The following is a 15,785-nucleotide window of genomic DNA, read 5'->3' as shown; positions in this document are numbered from 1 at the left end:
AAATTAATTAAATTTATTCGCTAACAACCCTTCTGGTATGCAGTGGAGCGTATTCCTATGGCTGACGACACGCTTCGCTATCAGGACTGAACTTACCTATCCCTGTTTTGATTTTTGTCTTCGTTCTCGCTGTTGCTCTAAAGCAGCTTTCCTTGAGCGACCCATTTGTACTTTTTCATGGTTTTTGGAGGAATTTAATTGGAGATTTTGCTTGTGGGTTAAGTAGTCAGCTAACAAGTGTATTGTTGGGTATTGATACAGTTCAACAATTGATAGTTGTTGTCCTAATATATTTGACAATTCTAATATGCTTGACAATTTACTGTAAACCTGAGCCATAAGTAAAGAATGTCCACCCAGTTCAAAGAAATTGTCGTGAATGCCAACATATTCTAAGAGAAGTACCTTTTGCCAAACCGTAGCAATGATTTCCTCTGTCTCGGTTTGAGGTTTTACATAAGCAGCTTCTCGTTCTGGATGTATAATTTTGCGACTGCGTAGAGCAAGCCGATCTATTTTGCCGTTAGGGGTTAGAGGTAAAGAATCAAGCAGCACAAAGGCAGAAGGCACTATATAATCTGGTAACTTGCGATCGAGGTAGGCGCGCAGTTCTGTTTGGGTAATTTTGGATAAAGATGAGTTGGGAACTACATAGGCTACAAGGTGGTTTTCCTTTAGTTCATTCTCTGCTGCTATGACCACAGCTTCTTTGACGCTGGGATGCTGTCCCAGTGTAGACTCAATTTCTCCTAGTTCAACCCGCATCCCCCTAATTTTGACTTGAAAATCTGTACGACCTAATAACTCAATAGCACCATCCGACCAGTAGCGCGCTAAGTCGCCAGTTTTGAATAATCGCTGAACAAGAAAGGCAGAGGGCAGAGGGCAGGAGGCAGAAGGAATACTGCTCTGCGCCCTCTGCTGCGACCAACGGGAGCAAGGGTTTGAGTCCTCCACTGAATCAAAGATTTCAATGGCATCTATTTGGTGGGGGTCTGAATCCCTCACCAAATTCTTCCCTTCTGCCTTCTGCCTCCTGCCTCCTGCCTTCGTATCAACAGGATCGCTATTGAAAGGATTTGAGATAAATTTTTCGGCATTCAACTCTAAACTGTTGAGATAGCCACGAGCTAAACAAGCACCACTCATATAAAGCTCACCGACTTCTCCTGGTGTCACAGGCTCAAGATTTTCGTCGAGGATATAAGCTTGGTTATGGGAATAAGGATAGCCTACGGGTATATAAATGTATCCTCGTTCAGGGTCAAAGTCCTTTGGAACCGAATAAGCACAGTTACCAATAGTTTCTGCTTGACCGTAAACGTTGAAAATGTCTAAGCGCTCTTTAAACAGGTCTCGTAGCTGCTTGTAAATTTGAACTGGCGGTAAGTCACCAGAAAGCACGATCGTGCGTAATTTAGATTTGGTGAGTGCCTCTGTGTGTCTTTGATCGAGAGTTTCTAATGCCTGAAGTCCATAGCGCCAAACTGAGTGTACGCTGTCAACAATAGTTACTCCTTGTTTCTGGATCAGCTCGAACAAACTGATGGGGTTTTTGGTTTGTTCGCTATTGGCAATAATACTGGTGGCTCCTCGATACAGAGGTACCATTAATTGCCTGACTGAGGAAGAAAACGAGAAAGATGCCACATGGAGATAGACATCTTCAGGCTGAATTTGCATCACTTGGCTGACTGCTGGAATATAATGCGAGATGTTGGCATGAGTAACTTGTACTCCTTTTGGCTTGCCAGTGGAGCCAGAAGTGTACATGATGTAAGCCAAGTTTTCTATTGTTACCTCGGTGTTAGGTGTTTCCTCACTCTCTTGGGCAATAGTGTCACAATCTGCGTCCAGACAAACGACTTGAATTTCTTCTTGGATAAACTTTTCAACCAGATGCTTTTGAGTCAACAGCAATGGCGCTTTAGTTTCTTTAAGAATAAAGTCTAGGCGCTCTTTTGGATAAGCTGGGTCTAGAGGAACATAGGCACCACCTGCTTTGAGAATACCTAGAATTGCTATAACCATGTCTAGGGAGCGTTCCGCGCAAATTCCCACTCGCACTTCTGGCTTTACGCCTCGCTTTTTGAGATAGTTAGCTAGCTGGTTTGCCTTGGCGTTGAGTTCAGGGTAAGTCCAGGACTGGCGATCGAATATCACCGCCACTGCATTAATATTCTGCTCTACCTGTGCTTCAAATAACTGATGGATACACTTATCCTGGGAATAAAGTGATTCTGAGTTATGTGCAGTTTGGCTCAGGGTTTTATCAAAAAAATTAGTCATTGCTGCTAATATTACCTTATTGTTCCGAATTAATAAACTTGATTAACCTAAAAAATAGGTTCTTCCGTACTTACTGGGCTGAAACTTTAGGAAAATGCCAAAAGAGTAGGCAGGGTAAACGCATCTAATTTATAAATTCCCATATATAGCGTTGGAGGAGAGACAAAAGCGCTATAGGTGAAAAGATCGTTCTCAGTTGTGGAACCTTCAACAGTATCCTAAATTTGCTATCGCCTTTCAACAGGTTTTAACTGCTCCAATCCAGTTAGAGAGTGAAGTAGCGTTTAAGTTAAAAAGTTTAGGATTGGTGCATCTTATCGATAGTCAAGCAACTGTTAGCTGCGAGCTATATCGAGAGTTATTCCACAATTATTGTTCTTGATTGAGGACTGTCAGTAGACTGAAAAGATTTTCATAAGACTTACCATCCGTTCATTTGAGCTAGGAAACTCAAGGAACCCTAATTAAGAGAGAATCAGCTAAGTTGAAATTTTAGGATCGCTATATTTTGAGCCATCAGGCATAATTGCACCTTCTAGGAAAGCACCACTGAGTTCAGAAACGCTCACTTTAGCATCTTTTAAATTTGCCCCAGTGAGGTAAGCACCCTCAAGGTTTGCACCACTCAAACTGGCATTTTTCAAAATCGCACCGCTCAAGTTAGCCTGTTTCAAATCCGCACAAATCAGGTTGGCGCTACTAAGGTCGGCACTACTAAAATTAACCTTATTTAAACGCGCAAAACTCAGCTTGGCATAACTAAGATTTGCTCCGCTAAGTTTAGCGTGGGAGAGGACTGCATTATCGAGATTGGCGTGGCTCAAATTAGCATTACTGAGATCGCTTTTATTCAAATTAGCTTGACTCAAATTGGCACCAGGAAGATTGATATCCACTAACTCTGCACCAGGAGCATCTAAACCTCTAAGAGAAACATTATCCTCATTTAAATCTTGGAGTGCCAAAATTCTGGCATAGCTAACTTTGACATCGTGTGCTGCATCAATTGTACTCCAAGCTTGGTAGTGAAATTGCTTGCGGCGATCGGGCGCTTCTTTAATAAATAAAACTAAAGCAACGACAAGACTGAGAGCATCAGCACCTTCTAGAATCTCTGCAAGTAAAGAATTATCATCCGCCCCCACATAAATTACGAGGAACAAGATGGCTGAAACACTAGCGACTAACCAAGCTGGTTGCGCCCAAAAATTATCAATAAATGTTTCTAAAATTCCTTTGAGAACTTCACCTAGTCGTTGAATGAACGATCGACCCTGAAATTGCTGATAACTATCAGTTATTTTCGAGAGCATTTTTTGAATAACTTCACCATCCAATTTAAGGGATACTAAAGGCTTTTTATGTTGCTCTGTTTGTGGTGGCAGTGGCTGGGATTCGTTTATTAATTGTGTCTGAGTTGCTGAAGTATTTTTAAGAGTTACTTCTTTTTCATCTCGGACAACATTTGGTATAGTTTCCACACCTGCACCTTTTAGCATCAAAGCAGTAATTGCTCTGTAAGCCTCTGTCCACGCCAGCTTTACTTCTGGAGTCCAATCTTGCTGTAGATACTGCTCAAAAGCCATCAGCAGTGCGTCTCCAACTGGATCATAATATTTGGGAATTACCCCATAGCCAATGTGTCTGCCTCCCAAGGCGTTGAGAACTGGTTCCAAAGCTTCTGGAGAGCGAAGATTTTCTACTACTAAAACCAGAGCATTAATGAGCTTCTTCTGTTGGATTTTTATATCAATCTTGGCAAACAGCGGTTTAAATTCTGGGTGAGCTGCAAATAAGTTTTCGTAGAAGCTAGCGGCAAATTCATCAGCACGAGGTTTAACTTTCTCGAAACTTTGTTCTAAAAGTTCTACATTTAATGACATATTTCCCCCTAAATCACGAATAAATTTTCCCCTGTTGTAAGACAGGGATATCTGAGTTGTCGAGCGCTTACTAATGCTTTTTACACAGTTTCTAGTGCAGAATCTTCTTTTGCACCATCTAACATCAAAGTGCTAATTGCTCCAAAGGCATCCACCCAAGCTTGTTTTACTTCAGGTGTCCAATCTTGCTGAACATACTGTTCAAAAGTTGTCAGTATGGCTTCTCCAACGGCGGGATAATGTTGGGGAATTGTCCCATATCCAACGTGTTTTGCTCCTAGATTTTTGACAGCCTTCTCTAAAACCTCTGGCTTGCGAAGATTTTGTACTATTAACACTAAAGAAGCTAACAAAAGTTTCCGTTGTTTTGCCATATTAGTTTCGGCAAACAGCGGTTTCAATTCTGGGTAAGCTGCAAACAAATTATCGTAAAAGCTAGCGGCAAATTCATCAGCACGAGGTTTAACTTTCTCGAAACTTTGTTCTAAAAATTCAACATTTAAAGACATAATGCGTGTTCCTTACTTGAAAGTTGATAACCCCTTATCTAATAAAGACAGGGTTTTTTAATGATACAGCTCAGATGAATGCTTTTGACAGAGTGTTGGGAATCTAAGAGTATCTTCGCTTACGCTAGGGCAAAATATTACAAACTCAAGTTTTCCAACTCTTGCCACAGGGTAGCCATAAACTTATCTGCATCCTTGATTTCCATTTCTCCCAATTTTTTCCACTCTTCACTGCTGTAATCTAAATCGAGTCCCATCACGTCTTGCGTCCAATAAGGCAAATTAGAGGGGTTTTCCATTAGTTCGCAGGTAATCTTTAAGATGTCTGTTCCGGTCATATTTTTTCTCACCTTTGTCGCCAAGCAAAATGAAAGCAATTTTGCTAACTTACTTTCTGGTGAAATGGATATGAGAAATGCCATATTTTGGGCTAATAAAAACTTGTCTAACTTCATTGGCAGATTGTCCTATTCCTAGTTTTAAGGTACTCAAGTAAGGTGTTATTGGCGATGACAGAAGTTAAGTTAAACTTATCACAATTAGTTTACATCTCAGGAATTGTCCAAAAACAATTGACGATAATACCGATCCACAAACTTTTTTAAGAAAGCGGCGCTTACATAGCATGAGTAGTTATGATGAGTATCTCCTTTTAAACTGTTGGCAAAATCAACAACACTTTTCACAATAAAACATTCGACCCTTTTTGTTGGTGTTGTACTCAAGCTCGTTGCTAAAGCAACTGCATAAGACTCCATATCAAGAGCCAATAGTTTTCTTTCGGTCAGCACTATTTCTTCAATCATTGCTGCATCTGCCACAACAGCCGATCCACATCCCATTGAACCTATATGAGCAATTAAAGGACTGCCAGGATGACCATCATCGAGAGGATATTCTCGATCAATTTCTTCAATGACAGCCTCATCATGTCTGAATAGTTCTAAAAGTTGCCAAATCCAAGCATCAATCTGAACAGGTTCAAAATTAGGTCGGAGTTTTCCGTTAACAACTTTACCAGAGCCGTAGTCAAATACCTTATTAGCAATCACTAGATCGCCCATTGTGACTTGCCCTTCCACTCCGGCACAGATTCCTGTCATGACAACCACTGAAGGAGACCACAAGATAATACTCTTAGTCGTTAAAATTGCGGCTTGCGGCATTCCCATGTGTAGTTGTGAGACTGCAACTATTTTGAATGTTTTGTCGTCTATTTTATAGTTGGCGACTTGATAAATCACCCCTTCTCTTTCAACATTTATCCATTCAACATCAAAAACTTTTTGAACCCATTTTTTTTCTTTGTATAAAGCGGCAACAACGAGAAGGTCTGCTTTGTATTCTTGGGAAGACTGTTCTATTATGAGCGAATCCTGAAGCAAAGAATCCATACTTGTTCTCCTGAATAATCAACAATTAGCATGATGTTAAAGCGGCGATCGCTCTTTAAGTCACGAGCAGCACTTCAATAAATCGATTCCAGGTCAAGGGTTGCCCTCCCGTGCGATCGCGTAGAAACGCAATTGAGAGGTCTTCGCTATTTTTGGCTCTTTTTTACAAAATCATGTCCGAGGTAACGGGATTTTGAAGACCTTTATTAAGGATATTAATCCTTATTGTTTAATAAGTAAAGTAGGAAAAGTAGGAAGATTCCTTGGGCGACTATATAAAGCGACTCGACCTGAGCTATTAATTTTCAAAACAGCTCTCGATCGATACCAACCCAGGAGTTAAGCAGAAAACTCCTTTACCGCAGGAATCTTGCGAATTCAATTCGGGAGATTTTCAATTAATCTTGAATATGCTCAAACAGAATTTTGAGATATTTATCCAAAGATTTATGAGGTGTTTCTTTTCTCCACATGGCAGTTGATCGGGCGTAGTGTACGGGATGGTGGAGCGGCACAAACAGAACTTGAGGATGAGGCAGTGCTTCTGCCTCCTGCGGCATGATTGCTACCCCTTGTCCTGCGGCAACCAGAGCAATCATTGAGGCATGGCTATCAGCTTCCAGGTGCAGATTTGGCATGAAGCCAGCACGTCGGCAAGTATCGCAGATGCGATCGTTCTGCCCTGGAAAGAGTTCTTCAGACATCCCAATAAATTTTTCTGATGCCAGCGAAGCTAGATTAATTGAGGATTCACGTGCCAATGGATGCGTATCCGGTAATACAGCAGCGATCGGCACTTTCTTAACGCATTTGACTGTAAACCCGGAGTCTAACTCATCAGGTGGATTGCCCATAAAAGCAATATCGATCGAGCCATTTCGCAATGCTCTAACTTGTTCGCTAGGCGGCATCTCCTGGAAACGCACGGCAACTTCAGGATAGGCTTGTCCAAAGTGGTTTAGGGTTTGTTAGATTTAGGGTGAATGCAATTCGTGTTAAACTAGACAAATGAAAAACGTTGCAAAAGTACGAATTTATCCAACCAATGAGCAGAAGGAAGCACTATCACAAGCTTTCGGCTGTGCCAGATGGTTATGGAATAACTTACTGAATGCAACAAATGAACTCTACAAAGAGACGGGTAAAGGGCTTTCCCAGATTGGGATGAATAGTCGCTTAGAATTATAAGGTATTTGACTATACCTATGTGCCCTATTATCCTAGATTGATTGTTATTACCGTCTCCCAAAAATGAGTGAAGTTGCCATATATATTGAACTGTTGCGAACCTGAGAAAACTTGCCTATATTTCAATATCAATGGATGGGTTCATTTCTCACAGATATCCTCAACTTTCTTTTTCAACAAACGTTTCAACATTGACTGTAATAATCAACGTTTTATGCCCCAAGATAGCTATCAACTCGGTGGCAGTTTAACCATTGATGCACCTAGTTACGTACAGCGCCAAGCCGACTCCCAACTGTATGAAGCCTTGAAGCAAGGAGAATTCTGCTATGTACTCAACTCCCGACAAATGGGCAAATCCTCACTGCTGGTGCGAACCAAGCATCGCCTTCAAAAAGATGGCTTTCGCTGCGCCGCCGTCGATTTGAGTGTCGTGGGGAGCGAACAAATTACTCCACTGCAATGGTACAAGGGATTCGTCGGTGATTTATGGCTACAATTGGGGCTACTGGAAACCTTGAACCTGAAAACTTGGTGGCAAGAACGCAACGATTTGGGTTTACTGCAACGGCTGCGGTGGTTTATTGAAGAGTTGCTACTGGTGCAGTTTCCCCAACAACGGTTGTTTATTTTTGTCGATGAAATCGACAGTCTATTAGGTCTTAACTTTTCGATTGATGACTTTTTTGCCTTAATTCGCTTCTGCTATAACCAACGGGCAATCAACCCCGAATATCAACGCATTACCTTTGCCATTTTTGGGGTGGCAACTCCCTCGGATCTAATTCGAGACAGAACAAAGACACCGTTCAATATTGGGCAAGCTGTAGAACTAAAAGGGTTTGAGTGGGAGGAAGTGACTCCCTTAATTCAAGGTTTGGAAAAGACGGTGGAACAGTCGGCATCGGTTGTGAAGGCGATTTTAGACTGGACGGCTGGACAACCGTTTTTGACTCAGAAGTTGTGTCATTTAGTCGTGCAATTGAGTCAGGGGACAATGGGGGACGGTGGCAAGATGAGTATTCCACCAGGTACGGAATCGTTCTGGATTGAGAACTTGGTCAAGACTCGCATTATTGAGCGTTGGGAATCGCAGGATGAACCGGAACACCTGAGAACTATTCGCGATCGCATTGAACGTAACGGTCAGCGGGCTGGTAGAATTCTAGGCATATATCAAAAGATTTTGCAAGGAATTGACATAAAAAGTGATGATAGTCAAGAACAAATTGAATTGTTACTTAGTGGCTTAGTCGTTAGACACGAGGGAATATTAAAGGTAAAAAATCCCATTTATCAACAAGTATTTAATCTGCAATGGGTTGAAAAAAAATTAGGGAACCTGCGGCCTTACTCGCAGATGCTAGAGGCTTGGGTAGGTTCAGGGCAGCAGGATAAATCCCGTCTCTTGCGTGTACAAGCATTAAAAGATGCTCAAATGTGGGCGCAGGGCAAAAGTTTAAGCGATTTGGACTATCAGTTTTTAGCCGCTAGCCAAGAAGTAGATAGACAAGAATTGCAATTTTTTTTAGAAGCAGAACGTCTTAAAGAAGTAGAAGCTAGGCTGGCGCTAAAGAAAAAAAGTATCAAACGCCAAACTTATTTGATTGCGGGACTTTCGTTCGCTTTAGCAGGAGCGATCGCAGCGGGAATATTTGCTTTCTTCCAGTACCAAAAAGCGGTTGTTAGCCAACGCAATGAGGAAATTGAAAAAATTCAAGGAAGGGCCAGATATTCGGCAGCTCTCTTTGCCTTAGATAAAAAGCTAGATGCTTTAATTGAAGCGCTTAAGGCAAGAAGAGAACTAAAACATTTGGCATCAACCGACCCGCAGACAGAAACAATGGTGGAATTAGCTTTGCGGCGGTCAATTTATGGAGCTGTTGAATCTAACCGCTTTTCGGGTTATGGTGCCGCCAATAACGCATTAGATGTCAGTTCTGATGGCGAGATAATTGTTGTAGCAACATTGCAAGATGGCATCCAAATTTGGCATCGTGATGGCAGGTTGCTGGGTACTCTCAAAGGACATCAAGGCCCAGTTATAGGAGTAGCCATTAGCCCCAACAGTCAGTTAATTGCTTCAGGAAGCGGAGATACAACCGTCAAACTCTGGCGGCGTGACGGCACTCTCGTGAAAACTTTAACAGGGTTTAAAGCTGCAACTGGTAAAGTCAAGTTTAGCCCTGACGGAAAACAGATTATTTCGTCTGATACGGACGGTACGATAAAACTCTGGCGTGTCGATGGCACATTGGTAAAAACCTTGACAGGGCATGGCGAGATCGTTACGCAAGTCGTTTTTAGCCCTGATGGACAACTGATTGCCTCTGGTTCTGATAACGGCCCTATCAAACTCTGGCAGCGGGATGGTACATTGCTGAAAACACTTTTAGATATTCAACCTCCTGTTTTATCCATTGCTTTTAGCCCTGACGGCAAAACCCTGGCAGCAGGCAATGGAGACGGTAAGCTGCAAATGTGGCAGCGTGACGGTCGTTTGTTAAGGAGTTTTATCGCACACGATACTGCAATTAATGCGCTAGCTTTTAGCCCGAATGGGCAGATCATCGTTTCTGGCTCTAACGATAAGATGCTAAAATTCTGGAGCAAGGACGGTACTGCTTTGAATTCCATTAAAGGCCATGACAGTGCAATTAAAGATCTTGCATTTAGTGCCAGCGACAACACCCTCTTCTCTGCATCTTGGGATGGCACTGTCAAAGCCTGGAAATTACACAATCGGTTGTTGACTATTCTGCGGGGACATACGGCTGGAATTTGGGGAGTCGCTTTTAGCCTTGACGGACTGTTCGTGGCTTCATCAAGTTTGAATGAGACAATCCTCTGGCGTAAGGACGGGATTAGCTATAGGCGCTTAAAAGGGTCTAACCTGGAGCTTAGTTCAGTTGCTATCCGTCCAAATGGGAAAACGATCGCTACTGTTGGTGCAGACCGCTCAATCAAGCTTAGAAGTCCGGACGGTACATTGTTAAGGAGTCTCCAAGGGCATCAGGGCAGTATTAGGAGAGTAGCTTTTAGCCCTGACGGTAATATGATTGCATCTTCAAGTAGCGATCGCACAGTCAAACTTTGGCGCGTCAACGGCACCGAAATCGCTACTTTTAGAGGGCACAAGGCTGGGGTTTGGGGGCTGGCTTTTAGTCCCGATGGTTCAACACTTGCATCCAGCAGTGGCGACAAGACAGTAAAGCTTTGGCGTTTGACTTCAGTTTTGAATAACAAGGGAAAGCGAGATTTTCAATCAGAGGTCAAAAGTGAAGATAGCTTATTCAAGACTTTTCAAGGTCATAATAATGTAGTCACTGACGTAGCTTTCAGCCCTAATGGTGAATTCATTGCTTCAGTGGGTGAAGATAGGACTGCTAAACTTTGGAGTCGTGACGGCAAGTTACTGCATACTTTGAAGGGACATGATTCTGGGATTTGGAGTGTAGCGTTTAGTCCTGATGGCCAGATAATTGCTACAGGGAGTAATGATGGGATGATTAAACTCTGGAAGTCTGACGGTACATTCCTGGCAAATCTGATTGGACATAGTGCTGGGGTTAAGGGATTAGCTTTTGCTGCTGATGGCAAAACTCTGGCTTCGGCTTCTGAGGACAAGACGGTAATTTTGTGGAATTTAGAGCAGTCTGTAGAGCTAGATCAGGTGGTGGCGGCGGGTTGCGATTGGGTGCGAGATTATCTGCGGACAAATGCGGAGGTGGTGGAGGGGGATAGACATTTGTGCGATCGATCTCCCCAATAGATATCAACGACATGAAGCTGGACGAACTTTGGGGTTAGAGGGTAATATTCGTTTCCTGATTTTTTAATGAAGTTATAAGGGCGATCGCATTAAATTTTAAGACATTCCAACAAATCCTAGAGAGTTGCCAAGGAGAACTGTTGGGCGATGCCCATGTTTTTGCACGAATAGAATTGCTACCCTTGGTAGTCAACAGGCATTTGGCAAAAGTCTATGCTTGAATTAGAACCGGACTCATACCGCAGGGCAACTGCCAATGGTGTATGTTTCTGGAGCTTTGTTTATACTGGTCCAGAATGTGAGACACAGCCTTGTGAATTTCCTTCATACCGTTTTTCACACTCTCACCCTCTACTTCATAAGGAGCAATTCTTGCCATGAAGTAAGCTCCGCTCTGATTTCGGGGAGTACCTAATGATAAATTCCGCATAATTCGCAATTCAACAGAACAGCTAAAATTCAATCCCTGTTCGGGGACAATATATTCAAAACGCTTTTTGACCAGATAGGGCTGTAGGATAAAACCTTCTGGTACTGAATAGTTATCTTGGACTTTGACTATTGACTGATTTGCACCCCCATGACCATCCACTGATTTTTGGAAATATACTCCAGAGGGAACGTCACCTTGTTGAATAGTTTCTACATAATGCTGGCGAGCCGTTGGCAAATTTTTTAGGACTCCTAAATCTCGTTTATCAAAAATGTTCTGCCAAGCTGGATGCCAGATCCAATTTAAGCTTGAGTCTGAAAAGAAATCTAAAATTTCTTGGATTCTATCAGGTTGGTTTTGTAGCGTACTTAGAACCTCTCTGATTTCATCAGGCACCAGCCGACAGATGATATTAACGATTTTTACAGTCTTTAACAACCTACCTGCGCCATCATGGATGTCAGCTAGCCAGTTGTTTCCCTGACGATAAATCTCGTAAATCGACACTAGATGAGAACTAGATCCAGATACTAAGTCTGACATGGCTTGTAGATCTATTTTACTAGCTTGTCTGACCGGATCGACATCAACGATAAAAATCTCAGGGGTTTGGCTTAGCCGATTAATAGCTTCTAAGCCTTTTTCTGGCTCAAAAAGTTTATCCAATAACTCTTCTGGATGCTCCCCTAGTGCTGTTCTTGTCGCCTGTAAAATTAGACGTATCCAACCTAGATAAGTAATCCCACCTTGCACCTCAGTAGCTTTTATAATTAAGCTATTCTGGCAATTGTCGCTGACGAGTACATCATACGCTATAGGAATTCCTAAGCCTGATTGAAGATGTTTAACTAATTGGGAGTTGATAGTCTTTAGGTTCAGATGTTGTCCCACAACGCTATTAAATCTCTCAGTTATCCGCTCGTTAAGGGCATCAACATCAGTTGCCAAGGCTAGTATGTAATCTTCAACTTCCTGAGAAGCTTGGTACAGTTGGTCAGCAAGTTCCGCAGAAATGATGAGCGGAAAGCCATACTGAAATGGTTGATTTTGGCAAATAAAATTAAGATTTAGCTGATTTAGAGTTTGCCAGTAAATCTTTGCCTGCTCAGTGGTGAATTGTGCAATCTCAATCATAGTTCCCACTCTTTTGATAGCTTTTCAAGATATTTGGATAATATCAGCGATTCTGCGAGATCCGGCCAAGTAGATATATTTCTCCTACTTTTTCTACTTTTCCGATTAATTGGGTGTGAGGGGAAGGGGGTGCAATCGCTCATAGCAGTAGATCGCCCCAACAGAGGTTAAACGACTGCTGACGCGAGTATCTGTAATTCGTCCGAAGTGCCTATCGGAATCAACCTGAGATTCTAGTTGGGGGATTAATTGACCAATTTAGTATATTGACAAAAGTAACTAATTATGAATTTTTGGGCTTGTCCCAATATAACTTTACACAAACATACCAACTTTATCTATTTCTCGTTGCTCTAAAAAACTGGATAATACTTAGTTGAGGGATAAACTTTTCACTGTTCAGTGTCTTTAACCCAAATAATTCAAATGAGTATTATGCAGAATAGCCCTTTATTTATTGAGCCTTCAAGTTTCCATGCAGAACGGGTGATCAACTTTTATCCAGGTCCCGGTGCTTTACCTCTACCTGTACTTAAACGAGTTCATGCAGAACTATTTAATTTTAATGGTACAGGAATGAGTGTGATGGAGTTGAGTCATCGCAGTGAAGAAATACAGGATATTATTGATGATAGTGTTGAACGCATTAAGCGATTAATGGGACTGAGTAATCAATTTGAAGTCATTTTTATGCAAGGGGGTAGCTCTCTGCAATTTCTGATGCTTCCTATGAATTTTTCTCATCCAGGTGATGAAATTGATTATGTTGATACTGGATACTGGGCTAATAAAGCCATTCAAGCTGCACAAAGTTTAGATAGAGAGCTAAAAATTATTGCTTCATCATCCGATCGCAATCACACATATATTCCTGATTTAACCAAGATCTACCAAGATGCTCATCCTCAAGCTAAGTTTTTACATATTTGTAGCAATAACACGGTGGTTGGTACTCAATTTCATAACTTTCCTAAACTTCCAATCCCGATCGCTGTTGATATGACTTCTGACTTTATGAGCAAAGTAATTGATACTGATAATTTGAGTTTTATTTATGCTCATGCTCAAAAAAATATTGGAATAGCAGGGGCTACAATCATTCTGATTCGGAAAGAAATGTTAAATAAAATGACGGATAATTTACCTGAATTTTTAGACTACCGTACTCATATTAAACGAAAATCTAACTACCACACTCCTCCCTGTTTTTCAATTTATATAACCTGGCATATTTTGCGTTGGATTGAAGAAGAGCTGGGTGGAATCACACAATTGGAAAATATCAACAATGACAAAGCAAATTTACTTTATGATTTTCTTGACTCAACTCCTTTCTTTCATTGTTCTATAGACAAAGATTTTCGTTCTAAAATGAACATTGTTTTTACACTTCCTAATGAAAATCTAGAAAAACAATTTATTCAGGAAACTACTGAAGCAGGTATGATTGGGATAGCTGGACATCGAACTAAGGGAGGGTGTCGTGTGAGTATTTATAATGGTGTTACCAAGGATGCTGTGAAAACTCTGATTGAATTCATGGATAAATTTGCTAAACAACACAAATGCAAAGATAGTATTTAACAATAGTAATGAGATCAAATTTCTCTTCAATCATCTTTCAAAAAATTTCTGATATTTTGGGCAACTCTTTTCACCAAACGATTACGTGCTTCAATACTGGCCCAAGCAATGTGAGGAGTAATCAACAATTTTTCTTTGTTGTTAATAGCCAATAATGGGTTATCGCTTTTGAGCGGCTCTACTGACAGTACATCTAAACCTGCACCCGCTAATCTATTCTCATTTAATGCTTTTACAAGAGCCGCTTCATTCACAATATTTCCCCTGGCGACATTGATCAGATAGGCTGATGATTTCATCATCTTTAGCCGATCATAATTCAACAGGTTCATGGTTTTTTCATTGAGTGAAGCATGAATAGATATAATATCCGAAGTTAGCAACAATTCAGATAAACTTAGTTTTTGATAATCTACATTATTATTTAGCCCTGAAGTAGAAAAATAAACTACCTCACAACCAAATGCTTTCGCAATTGTTGCCACTTGCTTACCTATATTTCCTAAGCCAATTACGCCCCATCTTTTACCAGATAATTCCCAAAAAGTACGATCTAAGTGTGTATGAATAGGACTCTGAATATAACTACCAGATTTCACATACGAATTATAATATTCCAAATTCTCTAACAACCAAAATAGCATGGCAAAAGTATGTTGAGCAACAATTTCTGTGCAATAATCCGCTACATTTATTACAGATATACCTCTTTCTTTGGTATACTGTAAATCTATATTGTTCATTCCGGTATTAGCCAAACAAATCAACCTTAGTTTTGGACACTTTTCTAATAATGGTTGATCTAAAATTACTTTCTTGGTAATCACAATATCCGCATCTTTTATGCGCTCATATCTTTGGTCTGAATTGGTAGTTAAGTATACTTCAAAATTTCCAAGTGTTGCCAATTCGGTATGACTAATATCTAAACCCATCGTTAACCAATCCAAAAAAACTATATTCATTTCAAATATTCCTTGAAGATTCAGTATTGCTCTCCCTAAGAAAAAAGTCGCCGGAAGCATCTCACTTTTTGATTAAGTAGAAATATTTAGGGCAAGATCACCCTTCAAGTAAGCATACCTTCTTTTTTACCACATTCTCAGCTCGAATGTGTAACTCTTGATATTATGAAGACTTATTGCTTAGAGTCTTTCAGGCTGATTAGTTGATAAGAAGTGTATAAATTTTGAAAAATTATATAAAACATGGGTCCTAGTGCTACTATTGGACTTAAAAATGACAGCGTTAGCCACATAGTGAACGTAGCATTTTTTTGACCTAGTGATTGGCTAGCTTCTAAAGCAAATTGATTTCCTCCTATAATTCTACCTGCTCCAAAGTTAATTGTGCAAATTACTAGGGAGATAGTCGCTATCACCGCAATCACTTGCGGGGAGCTAGTTGATTCATATATAGCGATTCTCAGATAAAAGAGGTATACAGGAACCCTGTATTGTCAAGCTTTCCAGGTCAAAATTCGTACCTCACCTTTTTAAGAAAGGCTATATAGCCTTTCTCGAAAAAGATGAGGTACAATAACAGCAGTGTGTAAACCAGTTAAAAATATTTGACGATGTAACTTGCCCGAACGCAAAC

General features: G+C 40.9%; 11 protein-coding genes and 1 pseudogene. 4 read left to right on the top strand and 8 right to left on the bottom strand.

Going from position 1 to position 15,785, the window contains the following annotated elements:
• Window positions 1–96 precede the first annotated feature (96 nt).
• Window positions 97–2,289, bottom strand: coding sequence for a non-ribosomal peptide synthetase (locus tag QUB04_RS03470; RefSeq protein WP_333281059.1), 2,193 nt, complete (start codon window positions 2,287–2,289; stop codon window positions 97–99).
• A 196-nt stretch (window positions 2,290–2,485) separates the two neighbouring features.
• On the opposite strand from QUB04_RS03470, the gene QUB04_RS32470 reads away from it, so the two are divergent.
• On the top strand, window positions 2,486–2,671 hold the full coding sequence (locus QUB04_RS32470) for an AAA-like domain-containing protein (RefSeq protein WP_445301030.1): 186 nt from the start codon (window positions 2,486–2,488) through the stop codon (window positions 2,669–2,671).
• 97 nt (window positions 2,672–2,768) lie between these two features.
• Here the strand turns inward: QUB04_RS32470 and QUB04_RS03465 are convergent, their stop codons facing one another.
• From QUB04_RS03465 to QUB04_RS03445, 5 genes and pseudogenes are all read right to left on the bottom strand, one after another.
• Window positions 2,769–4,172: a pentapeptide repeat-containing protein gene (locus tag QUB04_RS03465; protein WP_333281056.1), complete on the bottom strand. Its 1,404-nt coding sequence runs from the start codon at window positions 4,170–4,172 to the stop codon at window positions 2,769–2,771.
• 80 nt (window positions 4,173–4,252) lie between these two features.
• Window positions 4,253–4,681, bottom strand: coding sequence for a globin family protein (locus tag QUB04_RS03460; protein ID WP_333281053.1), 429 nt, complete (start codon window positions 4,679–4,681; stop codon window positions 4,253–4,255).
• 137 nt (window positions 4,682–4,818) lie between these two features.
• On the bottom strand, window positions 4,819–5,136 hold the full coding sequence (locus QUB04_RS03455; protein ID WP_333281050.1) for a hypothetical protein: 318 nt from the start codon (window positions 5,134–5,136) through the stop codon (window positions 4,819–4,821).
• 96 nt (window positions 5,137–5,232) lie between these two features.
• Window positions 5,233–6,075 carry a phosphorylase family protein gene (locus tag QUB04_RS03450; RefSeq protein ID WP_333281047.1) on the bottom strand — a complete coding sequence of 281 codons (843 nt, stop codon included), beginning with the start codon at window positions 6,073–6,075 and terminating at the stop codon, window positions 5,233–5,235.
• Window positions 6,076–6,473: 398 nt separating this feature from the next.
• Window positions 6,474–7,028, bottom strand: a pseudogene (locus QUB04_RS03445) (LysR family substrate-binding domain-containing protein); the annotation flags it as partial.
• 55 nt (window positions 7,029–7,083) lie between these two features.
• On the opposite strand from QUB04_RS03445, the gene QUB04_RS03440 reads away from it, so the two are divergent.
• Both QUB04_RS03440 and QUB04_RS03435 read left to right on the top strand, forming a co-directional pair.
• Window positions 7,084–7,263 carry a helix-turn-helix domain-containing protein gene (locus QUB04_RS03440; RefSeq protein WP_333281044.1) on the top strand — a complete coding sequence of 60 codons (180 nt, stop codon included), beginning with the start codon at window positions 7,084–7,086 and terminating at the stop codon, window positions 7,261–7,263.
• Between the two features lie 214 nt (window positions 7,264–7,477).
• The gene (locus QUB04_RS03435) at window positions 7,478–11,035 is read left to right on the top strand and encodes a WD40 domain-containing protein (protein WP_333281042.1); all 3,558 of its coding nucleotides are present in this window, start codon (window positions 7,478–7,480) and stop codon (window positions 11,033–11,035) included.
• A gap of 211 nt (window positions 11,036–11,246) precedes the next feature.
• Here the strand turns inward: QUB04_RS03435 and QUB04_RS03430 are convergent, their stop codons facing one another.
• Complete coding sequence (locus tag QUB04_RS03430) at window positions 11,247–12,602, bottom strand: hypothetical protein (RefSeq protein WP_333281039.1); 1,356 nt, start codon at window positions 12,600–12,602, stop codon at window positions 11,247–11,249.
• 426 nt (window positions 12,603–13,028) lie between these two features.
• Here QUB04_RS03430 and serC point away from each other — a divergent pair, with 426 nt between their 5' ends.
• Window positions 13,029–14,186 carry a 3-phosphoserine/phosphohydroxythreonine transaminase gene (gene serC, locus QUB04_RS03425; RefSeq protein WP_333281036.1) on the top strand — a complete coding sequence of 386 codons (1,158 nt, stop codon included), beginning with the start codon at window positions 13,029–13,031 and terminating at the stop codon, window positions 14,184–14,186.
• A gap of 26 nt (window positions 14,187–14,212) precedes the next feature.
• Here the strand turns inward: serC and QUB04_RS03420 are convergent, their stop codons facing one another.
• A complete protein-coding gene (locus tag QUB04_RS03420) occupies window positions 14,213–15,211 on the bottom strand; it encodes a D-2-hydroxyacid dehydrogenase (RefSeq protein WP_333281033.1) in 999 nt (332 codons plus the stop codon).
• Window positions 15,212–15,785: the final 574 nt, after the last annotated feature.

Origin of the sequence: Microcoleus sp. D2_18a_B4 (genome assembly GCF_036702475.1) — a bacterium.
GTDB lineage: Bacteria > Cyanobacteriota > Cyanobacteriia > Cyanobacteriales > Microcoleaceae > Microcoleus.
Note: the sequence above shows the minus strand (reverse complement) of the source record. Positions and strands in the feature narration are given on the sequence as shown.

Bases quoted from the DNA above. Each gene is read 5' to 3' on its own strand.
- QUB04_RS03470 (WP_333281059.1), bottom strand. From the start codon at position 2,289: ATGACTAATTTTTTTGATAAAACCCTGAGCCAAACTGCACATAACTCA.
- QUB04_RS03465 (WP_333281056.1), bottom strand. From the start codon at position 4,172: ATGTCATTAAATGTAGAACTTTTAGAACAAAGTTTCGAGAAAGTTAAA.
- QUB04_RS03460 (WP_333281053.1), bottom strand. From the start codon at position 4,681: ATGTCTTTAAATGTTGAATTTTTAGAACAAAGTTTCGAGAAAGTTAAA.
- QUB04_RS03455 (WP_333281050.1), bottom strand. From the start codon at position 5,136: ATGAAGTTAGACAAGTTTTTATTAGCCCAAAATATGGCATTTCTCATA.
- QUB04_RS03450 (WP_333281047.1), bottom strand. From the start codon at position 6,075: ATGGATTCTTTGCTTCAGGATTCGCTCATAATAGAACAGTCTTCCCAA.
- QUB04_RS03440 (WP_333281044.1), top strand. From the start codon at position 7,084: ATGAAAAACGTTGCAAAAGTACGAATTTATCCAACCAATGAGCAGAAG.
- QUB04_RS03435 (WP_333281042.1), top strand. From the start codon at position 7,478: ATGCCCCAAGATAGCTATCAACTCGGTGGCAGTTTAACCATTGATGCA.
- QUB04_RS03430 (WP_333281039.1), bottom strand. From the start codon at position 12,602: ATGATTGAGATTGCACAATTCACCACTGAGCAGGCAAAGATTTACTGG.
- serC (WP_333281036.1), top strand. From the start codon at position 13,029: ATGAGTATTATGCAGAATAGCCCTTTATTTATTGAGCCTTCAAGTTTC.
- QUB04_RS03420 (WP_333281033.1), bottom strand. From the start codon at position 15,211: ATGCTTCCGGCGACTTTTTTCTTAGGGAGAGCAATACTGAATCTTCAA.